This is a genomic window from Pseudomonas sp. LAMO17WK12:I1 (genome assembly GCF_900177315.1).
GTDB classification, from domain to species: Bacteria; Pseudomonadota; Gammaproteobacteria; order Pseudomonadales; family Pseudomonadaceae; genus Aquipseudomonas; species Aquipseudomonas marginalis.
Map to the genome: position 1 here is coordinate 269,142 of NZ_FWZV01000008.1, position 21,678 is coordinate 290,819.

General features: G+C 63.6%; 20 protein-coding genes. 13 read left to right on the top strand and 7 right to left on the bottom strand.

All coding sequences use genetic code 11. The annotated features are described in order from the left end of the window. Positions 1-41: 41 nt before the first annotated feature. From ribBA to nrdR, 4 genes are read right to left on the bottom strand one after another with little or no spacing between them, the layout of a single operon-like run. Complete coding sequence (gene ribBA, locus B9N88_RS17540; protein ID WP_027605193.1) at positions 42-1,133, bottom strand: bifunctional 3,4-dihydroxy-2-butanone-4-phosphate synthase/GTP cyclohydrolase II; 1,092 nt, start codon at positions 1,131-1,133, stop codon at positions 42-44. 15 nt (positions 1,134-1,148) lie between these two features. Continuing rightward, on the bottom strand, positions 1,149-1,811 hold the full coding sequence (locus tag B9N88_RS17545; protein ID WP_027605192.1) for a riboflavin synthase: 663 nt from the start codon (positions 1,809-1,811) through the stop codon (positions 1,149-1,151). 48 nt (positions 1,812-1,859) lie between these two features. Continuing rightward, entirely contained in the window at positions 1,860-2,996 is a 1,137-nt protein-coding gene (gene ribD / locus B9N88_RS17550; RefSeq protein ID WP_027605191.1) for a bifunctional diaminohydroxyphosphoribosylaminopyrimidine deaminase/5-amino-6-(5-phosphoribosylamino)uracil reductase RibD, read from the bottom strand. Beyond that, positions 2,993-3,463 carry a transcriptional regulator NrdR gene (gene nrdR, locus B9N88_RS17555; protein WP_027605190.1) on the bottom strand — a complete coding sequence of 157 codons (471 nt, stop codon included), beginning with the start codon at positions 3,461-3,463 and terminating at the stop codon, positions 2,993-2,995. The genes ribD and nrdR overlap by 4 nt, the downstream gene beginning before the upstream one ends. A gap of 140 nt (positions 3,464-3,603) precedes the next feature. Between nrdR and B9N88_RS17560 the strand changes: the two genes are divergently transcribed. From B9N88_RS17560 to trxA, 3 genes are read left to right on the top strand one after another with little or no spacing between them, the layout of a single operon-like run. Then, positions 3,604-4,059 (top strand): YbaY family lipoprotein, encoded by a 456-nt coding sequence (locus B9N88_RS17560; protein ID WP_027605189.1) that lies wholly within the window; start codon positions 3,604-3,606, stop codon positions 4,057-4,059. After that, positions 4,056-4,718, top strand: coding sequence for a class I SAM-dependent methyltransferase (locus B9N88_RS17565; protein WP_027605188.1), 663 nt, complete (start codon positions 4,056-4,058; stop codon positions 4,716-4,718). Before B9N88_RS17560 ends, B9N88_RS17565 begins: the two co-directional genes overlap by 4 nt. A gap of 32 nt (positions 4,719-4,750) precedes the next feature. Next, entirely contained in the window at positions 4,751-5,623 is an 873-nt protein-coding gene (trxA, locus tag B9N88_RS17570) for a thioredoxin (protein WP_027605187.1), read from the top strand. On the opposite strand, the gene B9N88_RS17575 is transcribed toward trxA, so the two are convergent. Next, positions 5,620-5,967: a hypothetical protein gene (locus tag B9N88_RS17575; protein WP_027605186.1), complete on the bottom strand. Its 348-nt coding sequence runs from the start codon at positions 5,965-5,967 to the stop codon at positions 5,620-5,622. The genes trxA and B9N88_RS17575 overlap by 4 nt on opposite strands. Positions 5,968-6,099: 132 nt before the next feature. Between B9N88_RS17575 and B9N88_RS17580 the strand changes: the two genes are divergently transcribed. The 5 genes from B9N88_RS17580 (at position 6,100) to B9N88_RS17600 (ending at position 10,012) form a co-directional block, all read left to right on the top strand. Further along, complete coding sequence (locus B9N88_RS17580; protein WP_027605185.1) at positions 6,100-6,702, top strand: DUF2796 domain-containing protein; 603 nt, start codon at positions 6,100-6,102, stop codon at positions 6,700-6,702. 6 nt (positions 6,703-6,708) lie between these two features. Further along, positions 6,709-7,419 carry an ABC transporter ATP-binding protein gene (locus B9N88_RS17585; protein ID WP_027605184.1) on the top strand — a complete coding sequence of 237 codons (711 nt, stop codon included), beginning with the start codon at positions 6,709-6,711 and terminating at the stop codon, positions 7,417-7,419. 1 nt (position 7,420) lies between these two features. Continuing rightward, positions 7,421-8,686, top strand: a complete 1,266-nt coding sequence (locus B9N88_RS17590; RefSeq protein WP_027605183.1) for an ABC transporter permease — start codon at positions 7,421-7,423, stop codon at positions 8,684-8,686. A gap of 11 nt (positions 8,687-8,697) precedes the next feature. Next, positions 8,698-9,219, top strand: coding sequence for a DUF3299 domain-containing protein (locus B9N88_RS17595; protein WP_027605182.1), 522 nt, complete (start codon positions 8,698-8,700; stop codon positions 9,217-9,219). Between the two features lie 94 nt (positions 9,220-9,313). Beyond that, the gene (locus tag B9N88_RS17600) at positions 9,314-10,012 is read left to right on the top strand and encodes an OmpW/AlkL family protein (protein ID WP_027605181.1); all 699 of its coding nucleotides are present in this window, start codon (positions 9,314-9,316) and stop codon (positions 10,010-10,012) included. Positions 10,013-10,111: 99 nt separating this feature from the next. Here B9N88_RS17600 and B9N88_RS17605 read toward each other — a convergent pair whose 3' ends face one another. Further along, a complete protein-coding gene (locus tag B9N88_RS17605; protein ID WP_027605180.1) occupies positions 10,112-10,996 on the bottom strand; it encodes a sugar nucleotide-binding protein in 885 nt (294 codons plus the stop codon). A gap of 166 nt (positions 10,997-11,162) precedes the next feature. On the opposite strand from B9N88_RS17605, the gene B9N88_RS17610 reads away from it, so the two are divergent. Further along, complete coding sequence (locus B9N88_RS17610; RefSeq protein ID WP_027605179.1) at positions 11,163-15,410, top strand: DEAD/DEAH box helicase; 4,248 nt, start codon at positions 11,163-11,165, stop codon at positions 15,408-15,410. Positions 15,411-15,421: 11 nt separating this feature from the next. Here B9N88_RS17610 and B9N88_RS17615 read toward each other — a convergent pair whose 3' ends face one another. Next, positions 15,422-17,527, bottom strand: a complete 2,106-nt coding sequence (locus B9N88_RS17615; protein WP_027605178.1) for a mechanosensitive ion channel family protein — start codon at positions 17,525-17,527, stop codon at positions 15,422-15,424. Between the two features lie 243 nt (positions 17,528-17,770). Here B9N88_RS17615 and B9N88_RS17620 point away from each other — a divergent pair, with 243 nt between their 5' ends. From B9N88_RS17620 to B9N88_RS17635, 4 genes are read left to right on the top strand one after another with little or no spacing between them, the layout of a single operon-like run. Then, the gene (locus B9N88_RS17620) at positions 17,771-18,697 is read left to right on the top strand and encodes a DUF72 domain-containing protein (RefSeq protein WP_027605177.1); all 927 of its coding nucleotides are present in this window, start codon (positions 17,771-17,773) and stop codon (positions 18,695-18,697) included. Continuing rightward, positions 18,694-19,470 carry an endonuclease/exonuclease/phosphatase family protein gene (locus B9N88_RS17625; RefSeq protein WP_027605176.1) on the top strand — a complete coding sequence of 259 codons (777 nt, stop codon included), beginning with the start codon at positions 18,694-18,696 and terminating at the stop codon, positions 19,468-19,470. The genes B9N88_RS17620 and B9N88_RS17625 overlap by 4 nt, the downstream gene beginning before the upstream one ends. Beyond that, a complete protein-coding gene (gene clsB / locus B9N88_RS17630) occupies positions 19,467-20,729 on the top strand; it encodes a cardiolipin synthase ClsB (RefSeq protein ID WP_027605175.1) in 1,263 nt (420 codons plus the stop codon). Before B9N88_RS17625 ends, clsB begins: the two co-directional genes overlap by 4 nt. After that, positions 20,719-21,675, top strand: a complete 957-nt coding sequence (locus B9N88_RS17635) for a lysylphosphatidylglycerol synthase domain-containing protein (RefSeq protein WP_027605174.1) — start codon at positions 20,719-20,721, stop codon at positions 21,673-21,675. Before clsB ends, B9N88_RS17635 begins: the two co-directional genes overlap by 11 nt. The last annotated feature ends 3 nt before the right edge of the window (positions 21,676-21,678 follow it).

The following is a 21,678-nucleotide window of genomic DNA, read 5'->3' on the forward strand; positions in this document are numbered from 1 at the left end:
GTGATGATTTAACCGCGAACAAGGGGCAAAAGCGCCGGCCTTTATTCGGAGGGCACGTATTCTACAACTTCCAGATCGAATCCGGATATCGCATTAAATTTCATCGGTGCGCTCATCAGGCGCATTTTGCGCACACCGAGGTCACGCAGGATCTGCGAACCGGCACCGACGATGCTGTAGGTGGTCGGCGTTTTCACCTGGGTCTGCTCGGCGGTTTCGCGAATATGCGCGAGCAGCACGTCGCCATCCACCGGGTTACCCAGCAGCAGCACCACACCGCTGCCGGCCTCGGACACCGCAGCCATGGCGGCGCGCAGGCTCCAGCGGCCCGGTTGCTTGACCATCAGCAGGTCGCGCAGCGGGTCCATGTTGTGCACGCGCACCAGGGTCGGCTCGTCGGCGCAGATGGTGCCCAGGGTCAGGGCCATGTGCACGTCGCCTTCCACCGAATCACGGTAGGTCACCAAATTGAATTGGCCCAGTTCGCTGTCCAGTGGCTGCTCGGCAATCCGCTGAACGGTACGTTCGTGGATCATCCGGTAGTGAATCAGGTCGGCAATGGTGCCGACCTTGATGTTGTGTTCGGCGGCAAAGGCTTCGAGTTCGGCGCGGCGGGCCATGGTGCCGTCGTCGTTCATCACTTCGCAGATCACGCCGCAGGGCTCGAAACCGGCCATGCGCGCCAGGTCGCAGGCGGCTTCGGTGTGGCCGGCGCGAGCGAGGGTGCCGCCCGGTTGAGCCATCAACGGGAAGATGTGGCCGGGGCTGACGATGTCTTCGGCCTTGGCGTCCTTGGCGGCAGCGGCTTGCACGGTGCGGGCACGGTCGGCGGCGGAAATGCCGGTGGTGACGCCGGTGGTCGCTTCAATCGATACGGTGAACTTGGTACCAAACCCTGAACCATTGCGCGGCGCCATCAACGGCAGCTTGAGCAGCTCGCAGCGCTCGCGGCTCATGGGCATGCAGATCAAGCCACGGGCGTGCTTGGCCATGAAGTTGATGTGCTCAGGCTTGCAGGCCTCGGCAGCCATGATGATATCGCCTTCGTTTTCGCGGTCTTCGTCATCCATCAGGATGACCATCTTGCCTTGGCGGATGTCTTCAACCAGTTCTTCGATGCTATTGAGCGCCACAGGGCACCCCCTTGGTCAGGATTTCAGGTAGCCGTTAGCGGCCAGAAAACTTTCGGTGATGTTACCGGCGGCAGGCTCTGCGGCCTTATCGCCCAACAGCAGGCGCTCCAGGTAACGGGCAAGCAAGTCGACCTCCAGGTTCACCCGGCGACCAGGCTGGTACGACGCCATGATGGTCTCGCTCAGGGTGTGGGGAATGATGGTCAGTTCGAATTCGGCGCCATTCACGGCGTTCACGGTCAGGCTGGTGCCGTCGACGGTGATCGAGCCTTTGTGGGCAATGTACTTGGCCAGCTCCTTGGGCGCGCGGATGCGGAATTCCACGGCGCGCGCATTTTCGCTGCGGGCCACCACTTCGCCGACGCCGTCGACGTGGCCACTGACCAGGTGGCCGCCCAGGCGAGTGGTCGGGGTCAGGGCTTTTTCCAGGTTGACCGGGCTGCCGGCCTTGAGGTCGTTCATCGCGGTGCAGTCCAGGGTTTCCCGGCTGACGTCGGCGGCAAAGCCATTGCCCGGCAGTTCGACGACGGTCAGGCACACGCCGCTGACGGCGATGCTGTCCCCCAGCTTGACGTCGCCGAGGTCGAGCTTGCCGGTTTCAACCAGCAGGCGCACGTCGCCGCCCTTGGGGGTCATGGCGCGGATGCTGCCGATGGATTCGATAATGCCGGTGAACATGGCCTTACTCCTGGAAAACGGTGCGGGCACTTGAGCGCCCGGTCAGAATTATACGCTCGCTGCTGGCACAGGGCTGGCAGTGACTCGCCAGTCGTCGCCTACAGCGCGCATTTCAGTGATCTTGAGTTGGGGCGCGTCGGCCAGCTTCTCAAGTGGCCAGTCCAGCAAAGGCCGGGCAGCGGAGCCGAGGAACTTGCCGGCGACGAAAATCACGTATTCGTCCACCAGGCCCTGCTGGGCAAACGCGCCCGCCAGGCTTGGGCCGGCTTCCACCAAGACGTCGTTGACACCACGGGCGGCCAGCGCCACCAGCGCCGAGCGCAGGTCGACCTGGCCGTCCACGCCCGGCACCACCAGGCACTCGGGGCCACGGGGGAACTGGTTTTCCGCGGTGACGCAGGTGATGACCAGTGCCGGGCCGGCCTTGAAGAACGGTGCGTTGAGCGGCACGCGCAAACGGCCGTCGATCAGCACACGCAGCGGCGGGCGCGACATGGCCAGGGCCGTGGTGGCGTCGTCCAGGCCGAGTTCGGCGGCGCGTACGGTCAGGCGTGCGCCGTCGGCCAATACGGTGTCGGCACCGGTCAGCACCACGCTGGCTTCGGCGCGCAGGCGCTGCACGGCGGCGCGGGCGGCGGGGCCGGTGATCCATTGGCTTTCGCCGCTGGCCATGGCAGTGCGGCCGTCCAAACTCATCGCCAGCTTGACCCGTACAAACGGCAGGCCATGCTCCATACGCTTGAGGAAGCCCTTATTCAGGGCCCTGGCTTCACCTTCCAGCACGCCGCTGCGCACCTCGATTCCGGCCTGGGCCAGGCGCTGCATGCCGCGCCCGGCGACTTCCGGGTTGGGGTCCTGCATCGCTGCGACCACCCGCGCCAGCCCGGCACTCACCAGCGCATCGGCGCACGGCGGGGTATGGCCGTAGTGGCTGCAGGGCTCGAGGGTTACGTACGCCGTGGCGCCGCGCGCCTTGTCACCGGCAGCCCGCAAGGCATGCACTTCCGCATGGGGCTCGCCGGTGCGCACATGCCAGCCTTCGCCGACAATCTGCCCAGCGCGGACAATCACGCAGCCCACACGCGGGTTGGGGTGGGTGGTGTACAGGCCGTTGCGCGCCAGTTCGAGGGCGCGGGCCATGTAATGAGCGTCCAGCACAGCCTGTTCAGCAGAAAGTGGGTTCATTCTTTGACCGGCTCACGGGCCAGGCGGTCGATCTCTTCGCGGAACTCGTTGAGGTCCTGGAAGCGTCGATACACCGAAGCGAAACGGATATAGGCGACTTCGTCGAGCTTTTGCAGCTCGCCCATCACCAGCTCTCCCACCACCAGGCTCTTGACCTCGCGTTCGCCGGTGGCGCGCAGCTTGTGCTTGATATGCGCCAGCGCCGCCTCCAGCCGCTCGACACTCACCGGGCGTTTTTCCAGGGCGCGCTGCATACCGGCGCGCAGTTTTTCTTCGTCGAAAGGCTGGCGGCTGCCGTCGGACTTGATCAGGCGCGGCAATACCAGTTCGGCGGTTTCGAAGGTGGTGAAACGTTCACCGCAGCCAGAGGCCAGGCATTCGCGCCGGCGACGCACTTGATCGCCCTCGGCGACCAGACGCGAGTCAATGACCTTGGTGTCGTTGGCACCGCAGAAGGGACAGTGCATGGTGGCAGGCAACAAAAAAAGGGAGGGCCATGGTAGCGCATCCCTGTGGCAAGACAAGCCATAGCCTTTACGGTATATAGGCAGGCCTATATGTTTCTTATATTTCAAGCCACGGATTTTGTCCTTTTCTGGAGCCGTACATGCAGTTACGACCACTTGTTTTGCTCACCGTGTTCAGTGTCCTGGTCGCCTGCAGCAGCGAAGCCCCCAAGCCGGCCGCCCCTCAACCGACGCCCGCACAAGAGAAAAAAGTCCCCGGCATTGAAGACCTCGGTCCCCTGCCCGCCTATCAACGCGAAATCAGCGGCAGCCTCACCAACGTACCGGCCGGCGCCGAAGTCGAGATGGCGCTGCTGGTGATCGATGACCGTTCGCGCCCGCAACAACTGTTGGCGAGCAGCGTCTTGACCGGCAACGGCAAGCCCCTGGCCTTCCGTCTGCGCTACAACCCCGAGGCGTTCCCAGCCGGTGCGCGGGTCGAATTGCGTGGCCGTGCCAGCCAATCCGGCCAGTTGATCCTGCACCTGCCTGCCGTACGCATCACCCAGGCGATCACCCAGACCACCGGCCCCCTGGAACTCGTCAAGGCACCATGACGCCGCCGCTGGACTTGCAGCGCGCCCTGAGCGCGCTGATCGGCGACGCCCAACTGGTGCCCTGCCCGCTGCCGGGCACCGCGCTTTCATTGTGGCTGCTGGATGCGGACAACATGGACCGCGCCTTCAGCCCCGAGGAAACCCGGCGCATCCTGCATGAACCGCCCTACTGGAGTTTTTGCTGGGCCAGCGGCTTGGCGCTGGCGCGGTATCTGGCGGCGAACCCGCAATGGGTGCAAGGCAAGCGCGTGCTGGATTTCGGCGCAGGCTCAGGTGTGGCCGGGATTGCGGCGGTTAAAGCCGGCGCGGAGGAAGTGGTGGCCTGCGACCTGGACCCACTGGCGTTAGCGTCCTGCCGGGCGAATGCCGAACTCAACGGTGTGGAACTGAGTTACTCGGCGGACTTTTTCGCCGCAGCCGACCGCTTCGACCTGATCCTGGTCGCCGACGTGCTCTACGACCGCGCCAACCTGCCGTTGCTCGACCACTTCCTCAGCCGAGGCCGCGAAGCGCTGGTGGCGGACTCGCGCGTGCGGGACTTCCAGCACCCGGCTTATCAACGGCTGGAGATACTCGATGCACTGACGTTGCCGGACTTGGCCGAGCCTTGGGAGTTTCGCAAGGTGAGCCTGTACCATTCGCGGCGCCAGCCCTTATAGTTGCCCCATTCCCGCTTTATTCGAGACGCCCCATGAGTGAACCCACGCCGTACATCTTCGACGTCACCAGCGCCAATTTCGACCAGGCCGTGATCCAGAACTCCTTCGAAAAACCCGTGCTCGTGGATTTCTGGGCCGAATGGTGCGCGCCGTGCAAGGCGTTAATGCCGATGCTGGCGCAGATTGCCCAGAGTTATCAGGGTGAGCTGCTGCTGGCCAAGGTCGATTGCGAGGCGGAGCAGGACATCGTCGCGCGCTTTGGCATTCAAAGCCTGCCGACGGTGGTGCTGTTCAAAGATGGCCAGCCGGTGGATGGGTTTGCCGGGGCGCAGCCGGAGTCGGCGGTGCGGGCGCTGCTGGAGCCTCACGTGAAGATGCCACCACCGGCGGCGGCTGACCCGCTGGAGCAGGCCCAGGCGCTGTTTGCCGATGGCCGCATCAGCGACGCCGAGGCCGTGCTGGTGGCGCTGCTGGGTGAAGACAACAGCAACGCCGCCGCGTTGATTCTGTACGCCCGTTGCCTGGCCGAACGCGGTGAGTTGGGTGAAGCCCAAACCGTGCTCGATGCGGTGAAGAGCGATGACCACAAAGCAGCGCTCGCCGGCGCCAAGGCGCAAATCACCTTCCTGCGCCAGGCCGCCGACCTGCCGGACGCCGCCGAGCTGAAAAGCCGCCTGGCGCAAAACCCGCAGGATGACGAAGCCGCCTATCAACTGGCGATTCAGCAACTGGCGCGCCAGCAGTACGACGCGGCGCTGGAAGGCTTGCTCAAGCTGTTTATCCGCAACCGCAGCTACAGCGAAGGCCTGCCGCACAAGACCTTGCTGCAGGTATTCGAACTGTTGGGCAATGATCACCCGCTGGTGACCGTGTACCGCCGCAAGTTGTTCGCCGCGCTGTACTAATCGCCGATCCAACTGTACAGCGGCGTATCCCCGCCGCTGGCCACCTTGACCTTGGCGCTATGGCGCAGGCGCACCAACAGGCGCTTGCCCGCCGCGGCATCCCCCGCCAAACCTTCCAGTCGATCAAGCAGTTCCAGGCCACTGAGTTGCCCGGCGTTGCGCAACAGGTCCTGGGCGTTCTGCCACAGATCATCGTTCTGCTTGACCGGCGCTGCCGGCGCGGCGGGCGCACTTGCCATGGGCGTTGCCTGCAACTGCGCGCCGAGTCGTGCCCAATCGCCGTCGTCCAGCTCCAGGGTCAAGTCCACCGGCAGGTCGCCGATGGTTCCACGAATTCGCAACATCGTCCTTACTCCTGCATTTTTTCTGACGAGCATGCTCCCATGCGGCTTGCGCAACGCCAAGCGGGCGGGCAAACTCTCGGCACTATTGTTATAAGATCACATAACAAAACTTTCATCTCCTGGAGCTTTCCCATGCGCCGTCTGTTGCTTGCTTTGCCGTTTGCCCTGTTGCCACTCGCCATCGCTCACGCTGCCGACGAGCATGACCACGATCATGAACACGGCAGCCTCGGCGCCCACGAACATGGCGTCGGCCGCCTTAACGCGGTACTCGACGGCCAGGCCCTGGAGCTTGAACTGGACAGCCCGGCGATGAACCTGGTGGGTTTCGAACACCTCGCCACCAGCGCAGCCGACAAAGCCAAGGTCGCCGCTGCACGCAAACAGCTGGAGAACCCGCTGGCGCTGTTCAACCTGCCCAAGGCCGCGGGTTGCGTGATCAGCTCCCAGGAACTCAACAGCCCGCTGTTCGGCGACAAACCGGAAGCCGACCACGATGACGATGATCATGATGACGACGCCAAAGACGGCGCCCACGAGCATCATCACGATCACAGTGAAATCCACGCCCACTACCAATTCACCTGCGCCACGCCGACCGCCCTGGGCAACCTGGACCTGACCCAGGTGTTCAAGACCTTCCCCGCCACCCAGAAAATTCAGGTACAACTGATCGGCCCGAGCGGCCAGCAAGGTGTTGAAGCAACCGCCACAGCAGCCATCCTGAAGTTCTGAGTACCCATGACCCACCCATTGATCGAACTGTCTGACCTGGGCTTCAACTGGCCCGGTCACCCACAGTTGCTGGACATCCCCGCGTTCCGCCTGGAAGCGGGGGAAACCCTGTTTCTCAAGGGGCCGAGCGGCAGTGGCAAAACCACCTTGCTCGGCCTGCTCGGCGGTGTGCAGAAGCCCAGCCAGGGCAGCATCCGCCTGCTCGGCCAGGAGTTGACCGAACTCTCGGCCGGCGCCCGGGACCGCTTTCGCGTTGACCACACCGGCTATATCTTCCAGCAGTTCAACCTGCTGCCGTTCCTGTCGGTGCGCGAGAACGTCGAGCTGCCCTGTCACTTTTCCAAGCTGCGCGCGCAACGGGCGATCCAACGCCACGGCAGCGTCGACCAGGCCGCCGCGACCTTGCTGGCGCACCTGGGTTTGAAGGACAAAGACCTGCTGGAGCGCCGTGCCGACTCGTTGTCCATCGGCCAACAGCAACGGGTGGCCGCCGCCCGTGCACTGATCGGCCAACCGGAGTTGGTGATCGCCGACGAGCCCACTTCCGCCCTGGACTACGACGCCCGCGAAGCCTTCATTCGACTGCTGTTCGCCGAATGCCGCGAAGCCGGCGCCAGCCTGTTGTTTGTCAGCCATGACCAGAGCCTGGCGCCGCTGTTCGACCGCAACCTGTCGCTGGCCGAACTCAATCGCGCCGCCACGCCCGCAGAGGTTTGAGATGTATCTGTTTCGTCTAGCCATGGCCAGCCTGGCTAACCGCCGCTTTACCGCGATCCTCACCGCCTTCGCCATCGCCTTGTCGGTGTGCCTGCTGCTGGCGGTGGAACGCGTGCGCGTTGAGGCCCGCAACAGTTTCGCCAGCACCATCAGCGGCACCGACCTGATCGTCGGCGCGCGCTCCGGTTCGGTCAACCTGCTGCTGTACTCGGTGTTCCGCATCGGCAACGCCACCAACAACATTCGGTGGGACAGCTACGAGCACTTCGCCGCCAGCCCCCAGGTGAAATGGGCCATCCCGATTTCCCTCGGCGACTCCCATCGCGGTTACCGGGTGATGGGCACCAACGAGTCGTACTTCGAGCACTACCAGTACGGGCGCAAACAGAACCTGGAACTGGCCAGCGGCCGCGCCTTCGCCACCGACCCGTTCGAAGTGGTGCTCGGCGCCGAAGTCGCCGATGCCCTGCACTACAAGCTCGGCGACAAGCTGGTGCTGGCCCACGGCGTGGCGGTGGTCAGCCTGGTAAAACACGATGACAAACCGTTCACCGTGGTCGGTATTCTCAAGCGCACCGGCACGCCGGTGGACCGCACGCTGCATATCAGCCTCGGCGGCATGGAGGCGATCCATATAGACTGGCACAACGGCGTACCGGCCCAGGGCAAAGGCCGCATCAGTGCCGACCAGGCGCGCAACATGGACCTCACCCCGCAAGCCATCACGGCCTTTATGCTCGGCCTGAACAACAAGATTTCCACCTTCGCCCTGCAGCGGGAGATCAACGAATTCCGTGGCGAACCGATGTTGGCGATCCTGCCCGGCGTGGCGCTGCAAGAGCTGTGGAGCATGATGGGCACCGCCGAAAAAGCCTTGTTCGTGATCTCGCTGTTCGTGGTGCTGACCGGTTTGATCGGCATGCTCACGGCGATCCTCACCAGCCTCAACGAACGCCGCCGCGAAATGGCGATCCTGCGCTCGGTGGGCGCGCGGCCGTGGCATATCGCAACCTTGCTGATTTTCGAAGCCTTCGCCCTGGCCCTGTCCGGCGTGATCGCAGGCGTGGGCTTGCTGTATGTGTGCATCGCCGCATCGCGCGGGTATTTGCAGGCCAATTACGGTCTCGACCTGCCGATGTCGTGGCCCAGCGAATATGAATGGACCCTGCTCGCCGGTATCCTGGCGGCAGCGCTATTGATGGGCAGCGTGCCCGCCTGGCGCGCCTACCGACAATCCCTGGCCGATGGCCTGTCCATACGTTTATGAGGAAGGCTTCGATGCGTCGCGCTCTGTTTGCATTATTGCTGCTGGTAACGGTGCCGGCCTGGGCGGAGGACCAGCCCAGGGATTTGTCCTGGCAGGAGATGATCCCGCCGGACGCGCCACCGGAAATCCCCAACATGAAACCGCTGCACGACCTGTCGAACATGGCCGATGCCTTGTCCGTCGAAGCGGCGCCAGCGGCCAAGCAGGATCTGCCCAATGCGCCGGTGGTGCAGAGCCTCGATGGCCAGCACATCCGCCTGCCCGGGTATATCGTGCCGCTGGAAGTCAGTGAAGAAGGGCGCACCACCGAGTTCCTGCTGGTGCCGTACTTCGGCGCGTGCATCCATGTGCCGCCGCCGCCATCGAACCAGATCGTGCACGTGAAAAGCGAACTCGGCGTGAAGCTCGATGAGCTCTACCAGCCGTACTGGATCGAGGGGGCGATGCAGGTCAAACCGTCCACCAGTGAACTGGCCGACGCCGGCTACCAGATGGATGCCGAGAAAATTTATATCTACGAACTGCCGGAATAACGCTGATCGCCCTTTCATTGAGCTGAGTCAAAAGACCGGACGGAACGATCTTTACCATTGGACGTACAACTTCTAAACGTCCTCTGGAGCTCCCATGAACAAGTCTCTGCTCGGCGCGTCCCTCTTCGCCCTCGCACTCGCCGCCCCTGCCGTCCACGCTCACGAAGCGGGCGACATTCTGATTCGTGCCGGTGCAATCACCGTGAACCCGAAGGCAGACAGCAGCACCGTCAAAGTTGACCAGGGCCCACTGGCCGGCGCCAACCTGGGCGGCAAGGCGACCATGAGCAGCGACACCCAGCTGGGCTTGAACTTCGCCTACATGCTCACCAGCCATGTCGGTATCGAACTGCTGGCGGCCACGCCGTTCGAGCATGACGTGAAGATCAAGGGCACCGCCCTCGGCGCCGCCAACGGCAAGCTCGGTACGCTGAAACACCTGCCGCCGACCCTGAGCGTCGTGTACTACCCGCTGGACAATAAATCCCCGTTCCAGCCGTATGTAGGCGCCGGTATCAACTACACCTGGATCTACGACGAACACGTCGGCAGCCGCGCCTCCGAAGCCGGCTTCAGCAACTTCAAGGCCGAGAACTCCTGGGGTTGGGCTGCGCAGATCGGCGCGGACTACATGATCAACGACAAGTGGATGATCAACGCCCAGGCCCGCTACATCGACATCAGCACCAAGGCCACCGTGGAAAACAACGCCGTGGCGCCTGGCACCCGGGCCAAGGTCAATGTGGACGTGGACCCGATGGTTTACATGGTGGGTATCGGCTACAAGTTCTAAGCAACACTGCATAACCAATGTGGGAGGGGGGTTGCTGTGGTGAGGGACAAGTCCCCATCACCACAGCAACCCCCCTCCCACATTTTGCTTTGTGTCGTGTCAGCTATGGCGGTAGAACCGGTCCAGCAACGCCGGTAACCCCGCTCGCCACGCCCGCGGCTTGATGCCGAAGGTGTGGAGGATTTTCTTGCAGGCCAGCACCGCATGCTGCGGTTCGTCTGCCGCATCCGGCCGTGCCGCGTGGGCCTGGGCGGTGGGCGCTTCAATGGCCAGCGCGTGGTAGCTGCGCGCTTCGGTGAGGATCGCCTGGCCCAGCGCCAGCGGCGTGGTCGCCTCATGCCCGGCGTAGTGGTAAGTGCCCCACAGCGGCGCCGCGCAATCGAGTTGCTTGAGCACCGAGATGATCACCCGCGCGGCATCGTCCACCGGCGTCGGGTTGCCGCGACGGTCGTCGGCCATCAGCAATTCATCCGGTTTCTCGGCCCGGGCCAGGAAGCGCCCGAGGGTGCCGTCGACGCTGTCATCCAGCAGCCAGCCAAAACGCAACAGCACATGTTGCGGACACGTCGCACGCACGCTCTGTTCGATCCGCCATAACGCCTGGCCCCGCAGGCCCAGGGGCACCGGCTCGTCCTTTTCGCTGTAGGCGGTGGCGCGGGAGCCATCGAACACGCGGTAGCTGGACGGTTGCAGCAAGGTAATGTTGTGGTGCTGGCACAGTTCGGCCAGGCGCTCGATGGCGAACTCCTGGGCGGCCAGGCGGGTTTCGCTGACGGCTTCGGCCTGGAACCAGTCGAAATAGTAGGCGAGGTTGATCAACGCATCGGGACGGGTGTCGTCGAGCAATTGGGTGAGGCTTGCGGCATCCCAGCCGTCTTGGGGCGGTTTGGGTGCGAGGAAACCAATGTCTTCCTCTGCACCGAGGCGAATCAGCGCCTGCCCGAGGGCATTCCCGCCGCCCAGTAACATAAGGCGCATTCGCATAGATTGAGCAGGCCCGGTCTGTTTGGAACGATGGTTATGGTCGGCAAGCCCGTGAGGCGTGCCGTAGGTTTATTCCAGAATCGTTGCATTTTGCGGGTTTGTAGCGCAACCGTCACGGATAAAGTGCGGGGTTGCAACTTGTTGGAGCGGGCCGCATAACTTAGGCATGAACCTTCCTGAATCAACCGACACGGTATTGAACGGCTTCCACCCCGCCGTCAGCACCTGGTTCCGCCACACCTTCCCTTCGGTGACCAGCGCCCAGGCCCAGGCGTGGCCGCTGATCCGCCAGCGCCGCTCGACGCTGATCGCAGCGCCCACCGGCTCCGGCAAGACGCTGACGGCGTTCCTCGCGGTGCTCGATGACCTGGTTCACCAGGGCCTGGCCAACGGCGGGCAACTGCCGGACGAGACGCTGGTGGTGTATGTGTCGCCGCTCAAGGCGCTGTCCAACGATATCCAGATCAACCTGCAAACCCCGCTGGCCGGGATCACCGAGCATTTGCAGCGCCTGGGCCTGCCGCCGCTGGTGATCCGCACCGCCGTGCGCACCGGCGACACCCCGCAGAAAGACCGCGCACAAATGCGCAAGCGCCCGCCGCATATCCTCGTGACCACACCGGAATCGCTCTACGTGCTGCTGGGCTCGGACTCCGGCCGGCAGATGCTGGCCAGCGCGCGCACGGTGATCGTCGATGAAATCCACGCCATCGCCGCCAGCAAACGCGGCAGCCACCTGGCCCTGAGCCTGGAGCGCCTGCAAGGCTTGTGCGCCGAGCCGCTGACCCGCATCGGTCTGTCGGCCACGCAAAAACCCATTGAAGCCGTGTCGCGCTTTCTGGTGGGCACTGAGCGAACGTGCGACATCGTCGACATCGGCCATGCCCGCCCCCGCGACCTGGATATCGAAGTTCCGCCGGTGCCGCTGTCGGCGGTGATGGCCAACGATGTCTGGGAGCTGGTCTACGACCGCCTCGCCGCCCTTGCCCGTGAGCACCGCACCACGCTGATCTTCGTCAACACCCGGCGCCTGGCCGAACGCCTGGCTCGGCACCTGAGCGAGCGCCTGGGCAAGAGCGCCGTGGCCGCCCACCACGGCAGCCTGGCCAAGGAAATGCGCCTGGATGCCGAGCAACGGCTCAAGGCCGGCGAGTTGCAAGTGCTGATCGCCACCGCGTCACTGGAGCTGGGGATTGATATCGGCGATGTCGATTTGGTGTGCCAGATCGGTTCGCCGGGCTCCATCAACGGCTTTCTGCAACGGGTGGGCCGCTCCGGGCACCAGGTCGGCGGCACGCCCAAGGGGCGCCTGTTCGCCACCACCCGCGACGATCTGATCGAATGCGCCGCCCTGCTCGATTGTGTGCGGCGGGGAGAACTGGACACCTTGCAGATCCCGGTGGCGCCCCTGGACGTGCTGGCCCAGCAGATCATCGCCGAGGTCAGTGCCCAGGAGTGGCCGGAGCAGGTCCTGCTCGACCTGATCCACCGCGCCGCGCCCTACGCCACCCTGGATGAACGCCACTACCAGGCGCTGTTGCAGATGCTCGCCGACGGCTACAACGGGCGCCAGGGTATCCGCAGCGCGTACCTGCACCGCGATGCCCTGACCCGCACCCTGCGCGGTCGCCGTGGCGCCAGGCTGACCGCCGTGACCAGCGGCGGCACCATCCCCGACAACGCCGACTACAGTGTGTTGCTCGAACCCCAGAGCCTGAACATCGGCAGCGTCAACGAAGACTTCGCGGTGGAAAGCATCGCCGGGGATATCTTCCAGCTTGGTAATACGTCCTACAGGATCTTGCGAGTCGAAGCCGGCAAAGTGCGGGTCGAAGACGCCCATGGCCAGCCGCCGACCATTCCGTTCTGGCTCGGCGAAGCGCCAGGGCGCAGCAATGAGTTATCCGCCGCGGTCGCGCGTTTGCAGGGGCAACTCGACACCCTGCTCAGCGCCAGCCCCGGCGACCTGCAACCGGCGCAAGAGTGGCTCACCGGCACCCTTGGCCTGAACCGCGCCAGCGCCGAACAGATCCTCGACTACCTGGCCCGCGCGCGCCTGGCCCTCGGCGCGTTGCCGTCCCGGGACACGTTGATCATGGAGCGGTTTTTCGACGAATCCGGCGGCACCCAGTTGATCATCCACACGCCGTTCGGCAGCCGCATCAACCGGGCCTGGGGCCTGGCCTTGCGCAAGCGTTTTTGCCGCACCTTCAATTTCGAATTGCAGGCGGCAGCCAGCGAAAATGCGATCGTGCTGTCGCTATCCACCAGCCACAGTTTCGAGCTGGATGAGGTGTGGCGTTACCTCAACAGCCACAGTGCTGAACACCTGCTGATCCAGGCGGTGCTGGATGCGCCGCTGTTCGGCGTGCGCTGGCGCTGGAACGCCGGCGTGGCCCTGGCGCTGCCGCGCTTTACCGGCGGACGCAAAGTGGCGCCGCAGCTGCAGCGTATGAAGAGCGAAGACCTGATCGCCAGTGTGTTCCCCGACCAGATCGCCTGCCTGGAAAACCTCGCCGGCGAACGCGAAGTGCCCGAGCACCCGCTGGTGGAACAAACCCTCGATGACTGCCTGCACGAAGCCATGGACAGCGACGCCTGGCTTGCCTTGCTGCGGCGCATGGAGCGCGGCGAAGTGCGCTTGATCAGCCGCGACCTGCCGGCGCCCTCGCCCATGGCCGCCGAAATCCTCAGCGCGCGCCCCTACACCTTTCTCGACGATGCACCGCTGGAAGAACGCCGCACCCAGGCCGTGCTCAACCGCCGTTGGAGCGACCCGCAGAGCACCGACGACCTCGGCGCACTGGATGCGGACGCCATCGCCGGCGTGCGCGAAGAGGCCTGGCCGGCGCCCCATGGCGTGGATGAAATGCATGAGGCACTGATGAGCCTGGCGTGCATCACCAGTCACGAAGTCACGGCGCCATGGGCCGAGTGGCTGAACGCCTTGGCCAAGGCTGGCCGCGCCTTTCAATTGTCCAATGGCCTGTGGGTCGCGGTGGAGCGCCTGGGGTGTTTGCAGGCGATCTACCCTAACAACTTGCCGTTGCTCCCCGGCTTCGATGAGCCCTGGACCTTTGACGACGCACTCGTCGAGGTGCTGCGTGCACGCCTGGGTGGCTTCGGCCCGCAGAGCATTATCGAGATCGCCGCGCCACTGGCCCTGCCGCTGGCCGACGTTACCCAGGCGCTGGCCCGCCTGGAGCAGGAAGGCTACGTGCTGCGCGGTCGCTTCAGCCCCGGCGCACTCGAGGAACAATGGTGCGAACGGCATCTGCTCGCCCGCATTCATCGCTACACGGTCAAGCGCCTGCGCCGGGAAATCGAGCCGGTGGCGCTGCAGGATTTCATGCGCTTCCTGTTCGATTGGCAGCACCTATCCGACAGCACGCGGGGCCAGGGCAGCGCGATGCTGCCGCAGATTGTCGGCCAGTTCGAAGGCTACGCCGCCGCCACGTCGGCCTGGGACAGTGACCTGCTCAGTGCACGGCTCAAGGATTACTCATCGACCTGGCTCGACGAGCTGTGCCGCAGCGGCAAGCTGGTGTGGACGCGCTTGAGCAACAAGTCCGGCGCCATCGCCCTGCGCAGCACGCCGGTGGTGCTGTTGCCGCGCAGCCAGGTGGCATTGTGGAGCGGGCTCACCGAACCCACCGATAGCACGACGCTGTCGCCCAAGGCGCAGAAAGTCCACCTGGCCTTGCGCGAACACGGCGCGCTGTTTTTCGATGAGCTGGTGCACGAAGCCCATCTGCTGCGCAGCGAACTGGAAAGCGCGTTGCAGGAACTGGTCGGCGCCGGCCTGGTGAATGCCGACAGTTTTGCCGGGTTGCGCGCACTGACCACCCCGGCCAGCAAGCGCCAGGCGCGCAGCAGTCGGCGCGGGCGTGGGGCGTTTATCGGCGGCATGGACGATGCCGGGCGCTGGGCACTGATTCGCCGCCTCTCGACCGCTGCCGGCCCGCACTCGGCCGAGACCCTGGAACATGTGGCGATGACCTTGCTGCGCCGTTATGGCGTGGTGTTCTGGCGCTTGCTGGAGCGCGAGGCGGATTGGTTGCCGAGTTGGCGCGAACTGCTGCGCACATTCCATCGGCTGGAAGCCCGGGGTGAGATTCGCGGTGGGCGGTTTGTCAGCGGGCTGGCGGGTGAGCAGTTTGCGTTGCCGGAGGCGATCCCGTTGCTGCGCGAGGTGCGGCGCCGCCCCCATGACGGGAGTTTGATCGCCGTGTGCGGGGCTGACCCGCTGAACCTGGTGGGCACATTGTTACCGGGCAGCAAGGTGCCGGCGGTGAGTGGGAATCGGGTTGTGTATCGGGATGGGTTGCCGGCGGCGGTGATGGTCGCCGGCAAGCAGCAGGTGTTGCTGGAGGTGGATCAGCAGGCGGTGCAGGAGAAGTTGATCAGGCATTGAATTTGAGGGCCTCATTGAGGCCTGGGCTGCTCCGTCAACACCACCGACGCCGGCACCTCTTCATCCGGCTCATCCACCTGGGATGTACGCTTGGGCAACAAAACCTGCTGTGGATAAGTCTGCGCGAAGTGCACCGCATCACAGTTATCCACAAGCTTTTTCAAACGCTGGTTGAACGCACGGCTCACCGCGTATTGCCCACCCGACACAGTACGAAACTGCGCCGTGAGCACCACGCCATTGAGGTCCATCTTGTCGACGCCAAACACCTCCAGCGGCCCTTGCAGGTTGTACTTGAGGAACACATCGTCGCGGATAGACTGCCCGGCCTCGCGGATCAGCTCCACGGCCTTGTCCACATCGGTGTCGTAGGTGAACTGCACCGAGAAGAACGCATAGGCAAATTGCCGCGACTGGTTGGTGACCGCCTTGATCTGCCCGAACGGCACCGAATGCACGAACCCCTTGCCATCGCGCAGGCGCAGGGTGCGGATGGTCAGGCCTTCGACGGTGCCGGCGTGGCCGGAATCAAGCACCACCCAGTCGCCGATGGACAAGGTGTCTTCGATGATGATGAACAGGCCGGTGATCACGTCCTGCACCAATTGCTGGGAGCCGAAACCAATCGCCAGGCCGACCACACCGGCCCCCGCCAGCAACGGCGCGACGTTGATGCCGAGGTTGGCCATGGTGGTGATTGCGCAGATCACCACCAGGATGATTTTGATCGCATTGCGCAGCAGCGGCAGGATGGTCTTCACCCTTGTGCTGGGCTGGCGATTGGAGCGTTTGTTCACCGGCGGTTTCAGCGCTTCCTGGATCGCCGTGTCGAGTACGACCCAGAACAGCCAGGTCATCAACAGGATCAGGCCGATGCTGCTGAGGGAGTCGCTGATCGCACGGCCCACCGAGTTGCGCTGGGCAAATTCGAACAGCGATACGCCCCAGATGCGCCCGAGGATTTCGATAAAGGCGATGGCCATGACGATACGCAGGATCGCGTGCAAGAGGCTGAGGAAACGCTCCTTGTAGGCACTGCTGCGCTGGATCGCCACCTGGCTGCGGGACTTGAACAGGTGTTGCAGCACCGTGCTCAGGAAGACCGTGCCGATCAACAGAATCGTGGTGAACAGCGCGCAGCGCAGGGCTTTCTGGTTGTCGTCGCCGGCGCCGATCAGGTTGATCGCCGAGACCAGCACCATCAACAGGATGGGCCAGTACCAAAGGCCGGAAAATACCCGCAGCGACTGCTGCAACGCCGGGTGTTTCAGGCGCTGGGCCAGCGGGCGGTTACGGATCAGGTGGGCCACCGGGCGGCGCAGGCGCACCACCAGCACGCCAAAGATCACCGCCGCGAACAGGCCGGTAAACACCGCGATACTGCTGGTGATATTGCCGCCGAGCTGGCGGGCGATCTGTGGACTGGTCAGGGCGTCGCTGAGGGCGGCGAGGAAGCCGATCAGAAACAGCGGCTTGGGGCAGTAGTCGCGAATGATCTGCACCGCCGGCCGCTTATGGCCGACGTTGAACATCACTATCACGCACAGCAGCATCGACGTGGAGAAGATGCCGCTGCTGGTCGCATAGGCAAAGCACAGCGCCAGGGCGCGGCCTATGGACGTGGGCAGGAAGTGACTGACATAGAGTGTCAGCGGCAGGCAGATCAGCGCCGGGATTGTGTAGGGCACCACATAACCCAGTACGCCTTGCAGGCGCCCGCGGCGTTCGACGAACGGGCGCCGGTTCAAGCGCCGCACGATAAAGCGCCCCAGCAACGTCAACAGCGCGAAGGCGCCAATCCACACACTGGACAGCAGCAGGAAGTCGCCGGCCACGCTCCACGGCGAACGCTCCGACGTCTGGTCAACCAACCGGCCGACTTCATCCGCCGCGCGATCCGCGCGTAAACGCCAGGCATCAACAAGGTTCTGATTGAGGTCGAGCTTGTTCTGCACATCATCGATGCTGGAACTGATGGCACCGAGCAATCCACCCTCCACCAGCAACTCCGGCTTTGCCGGCGCCTCGGGCTCCGGCGCGGTGGCCGCGGCGTACAGTGCGCCGCTGCCGCAGAACAGCAGCGCGCCGAGCAGTAATGCAGTCTTTAGATTCAGCAAAACACCGGGCTCCTTCAGAAGGGTCTGTAAGGAACTGACGGATTTGAGCACTGATCGTTCCCCTGTTTCAGCATCTTTGCCGCTTGGGCAACTATCAAATGCGGCCTGCATGCCGGGGTGAGGCGTGGTGGCCCTTGGCACAGTTTTGAACCTGCACCGTCTGTAGGACGGTGGAAACTTTCGCGCAAATTGCACGGTCATCCCAAAACGGAGGTCAATCGACCCACATCGACGGGAGTAACCATGGCGGCGATTCATATCGGCATTTCCGGCTGGCGCTACACGCCTTGGCGGGGGGATTTCTACCCCGAGGGGCTGACCCAGAAACGCGAGCTGCAGTTTGCGTCACGCGCCGTCAACAGCATCGAGATCAACGGTTCGTTCTACGCGCTGCAAACTCCCAAGCGTTACGCCGAGTGGTATGCCCAGACGCCTGAAGACTTCATGTTCAGTGTCAAGGCACCGCGCTACATCACGCATATCCTGCGCCTGCAGGATGTGCACAAGCCGATGGCGAACTTCTTCGCCTCCGGTGTGCTGGAGCTGAAAGACAAACTCGGCCCGATCCTGTGGCAGTTTCCGCCCAGCTTTAAATTCGATCCGCTGCTGTTCGAAGCCTTCCTCGCCGAATTGCCCACCGACACCCGGCAGGCCGCCACCCTCGCCCACCAGCATGAGCCGCACCTGAACGGCAAGGCCAGCCTGCAGGCCCACGGCAAGCGCGCCCTGCGCCACGCGGTGGAGATTCGTCATAACAGTTTTGCGGTGCCGGAGTTTGTGCAGATGCTGGAAAAGCACGGCGTGGCGCTGGTGGTGGCAGACACCGCCGGCAAGTGGCCGTATCTCGAAGATGTTACCGCCAACTTCATGTACTTGCGTTTGCACGGCGACCAGCAGCTGTACGCCAGCGGTTATACCGATGAAGCCCTCAAGCGCTGGGGCGATCGCATCGAACGTTGGGCCCACGGCAAGCAACCGGCCGATGCGCACCTGGCCGCCCCGCAGCACAAACCGCGCGCCCGCAAACAGCGGGATGTGTTTTGCTTTTTCGACAATGACATCAAAGTGCGTGCGCCCTTCGATGCACGCCACTTGCTGCAGCGTTTCGGGCTGGACAGGCAGCTTTGCACCGAACCCGGCAAGTTGCCTGAACCGGGGGTGTTGCCATGACGCATCCGGAATGGGTCCCCATTACACCCACCGTCGCCATCACCCACTTCACAGTGCTGACGGTCAATATCCACAAGGGCTTCACCGCCTTGAACCGACGTTTCATCCTGCCGGAACTGCGCGAAGCAGTGCGCAGTGTGGGCGCTGATATGGTGTTCCTGCAGGAAATCCACGGCACCCACGAGCGCCATCCCCAGCGCTACAGCGACTGGCCGAACATGCCGCAGTACGAGTTCCTCGCCGACAGCATCTGGCCGCAGTTCGCCTACGGGCGCAACGCGGTCTACCCCCATGGCGACCATGGCAATGCGTTGCTGTCGAAATTCCAGATCGTGCGCTACGACAACCTCGATATCTCCCAAAGCGGCCATGAAAACCGTGGCCTGTTGCATTGCGTGCTGCGCTTGCCTGGCACCGGACAGGAAGTGCATGCGATCTGCATCCACCTGGGCCTGCGCGAGGTGCATCGCCAGCAGCAATTGCGCTTGTTGGAGCAGCGTATCAGCGAGATCCCGGCGGATGCGCCGTTGGTGGTGGCCGGCGATTTCAATGACTGGCGCCAACGCGCCGACCTCAGCCAGAGCGGCCTGCAGGAAGTCTTCATGCAGGCCCACGGCAAACTCGCACGCACCTTCCCGGCGCGCTTGCCGCTGCTGGCACTGGACCGCATCTATGTGCGCAATCTAAAGATTCATAACCCCAAGGTGCTGACCACCCGCCCCTGGTCCCATCTGTCAGACCACGTGCCCCTGTCGGTGGAGATTGAACTATGAACATTGCCGTTGAGCACATTGCTACCGACCAGCCGCCGGATGAAGCCAAGGCCCGCGACCTCGATTACGGCTGGCAGCCTGACAACCGGCTCGCGTTGCTGGAGAACGGCGAGGCGTACTTTCCCAAAGTGTTCGACGCCTTGCGCGGGGCACAGCGGGAAATCCTGCTGGAGACCTTTATCCTCTTCGAAGACAAGGTCGGCCATGAGCTGCAACGCATCTTGATCGACGCGGCGCAGCGTGGTGTCAAGGTGGTGGTCAGCCTGGATGGCTTTGGCTGCGGCGAACTGAGCCGCGCTTTTCTCGGCGAATTGGCCCAGGCCGGGGTGGCCGTGCAGATGTTTGATCCGGCGTCCAAGACCCTGGGTATTCGCACCAACTGGTTTCGCCGCCTGCACCGCAAGATCGTGGTGGTGGATGCCGCCGTGGCGTTTATCGGCGGGATCAATTTTTCTGCCGATCACCTGGGGGATTTCGGCCCCGATGCCAAGCAGGATTACGCGGTGCAGGTGATAGGCCCGGCGGTGGCCGACCTGCATCATTTCGCCCTCGCCCAAAGCGGTCGCCAGGTGCGCACGCGGCGCGGTTGGCGACGGCGCCAGCAACGGCCATCGCCTTGGCCGACCGATACAGGCGACGGCCTGGTGCGCCTGATTTACCGCGACAATCTGCAACACCGCGACGACATTGAAGAGGCCTACATCCATGCCTTGAGCAAAGCCCGGGAACGCGCGGTGATTGCCAATGCCTACTTCTTCCCCGGTTACCGCCTGCTGCGCGAGATCCGCAATGCGGCGCGCCGTGGCGTGAAGGTGCAATTGATCATGCAGGGCCAGCCCGATGTGCTGCTGGCCAAGCTGGCCGCGCGCATGCTCTACGACTACTTGCTCAAGGATGGCGTGGTGATTCATGAATATTGCCAGCGCCCGCTGCACGGCAAGGTGGCGCTGGTGGATGACGAGTGGAGCACCGTGGGTTCGAGCAACCTCGACCCGTTGAGCCTGTCGCTGAACCTGGAGGCCAACGTGCTGATTCGTGACCGGGCGTTCAATCAGCAACTGTACGAACGCCTGGACGCACTCGCCAAGGAGCATTGCCAGACCATGCCGGAAAACCGCAAGCCGCGCCTGTGGCTATGGCGACTGACCGTCGGTTTCCTGGTGTTCCATGTGATGCGCCACTTTCCCGCGCTGACCGGCTGGTTGCCGGCGCACAAGCCACGGTTGAAACCCTTCGAGGCTCGCACCCATGACATCTGAAGCCAGCGATTCACGCTTCAAGCGCTGGAAGAAACCGCTGACCGTGGCGTTCTTCCTGTTGCTGATCGTGCTGTTCACCCTGCTCGCAAGGCGTATCGACTGGAGCGAAGTGTTTCAGACCCTGGGCGATTTCAAGCTGCGCACCCTGCTGATCGCGGGCACGCTGACGTTGTGCAGCTTTATCGTCTACGCCTGCTTCGACTTGATCGGCCGCACCTACATTCGCCAACCGCTGCGCTGGAAGCAGATCCTGCCGGTCGGCATCATCAGCTATGCGTTCAATCTGAACCTGAGTGCCTGGGTCGGCGGAATCGCCATGCGCTATCGGCTGTATTCGCGGCTGGGGGTGAGCACCGGCAATATCGCCAAGATTCTCGGGCTGAGCCTGGCCACCAATTGGTTCGGCTATATGGCATTGGCCGGGGTGGTGTTCAGCAGCGGCCTGGTGACCATGCCGCCGGGCTGGAAGCTCAGCAGCGGCGCCCTGCAGGGCGTGGGTGTGCTGTTGGTGCTGGCCAGCCTGGGCTATCTGGCGGCGTGCCAATTCTCGACAAAGCGTGCATGGTCGATTCGCGGCATCGAGATCAACCTGCCGTCGCTGCGCATGGCGTGCCTGCAGTTGGCATTGGGCGCGTTGAACTGGTCGCTGATGGCCGCGGTGATTTTCACCTTGTTGCCCGCCAAGCTGGACTACCCGCTGGTGCTGGGCGTGCTGTTGATCAGCGCGATCGCCGGTGTCATCACCCATATCCCCGCCGGGCTCGGGGTACTGGAAGCGGTGTTTATCGCACTGCTGCAACATGAAGCGTCGCGCGGCAGTTTGCTGGCCGGGCTGATCGCCTATCGCGCCATCTACTTTATCCTGCCGCTGCTGATCGCTCTGGTGATGTACCTCGGTGTCGAGGCCAAAGCCAAGGCATTACGGGTGAAGAAAACACCGGCATGATCG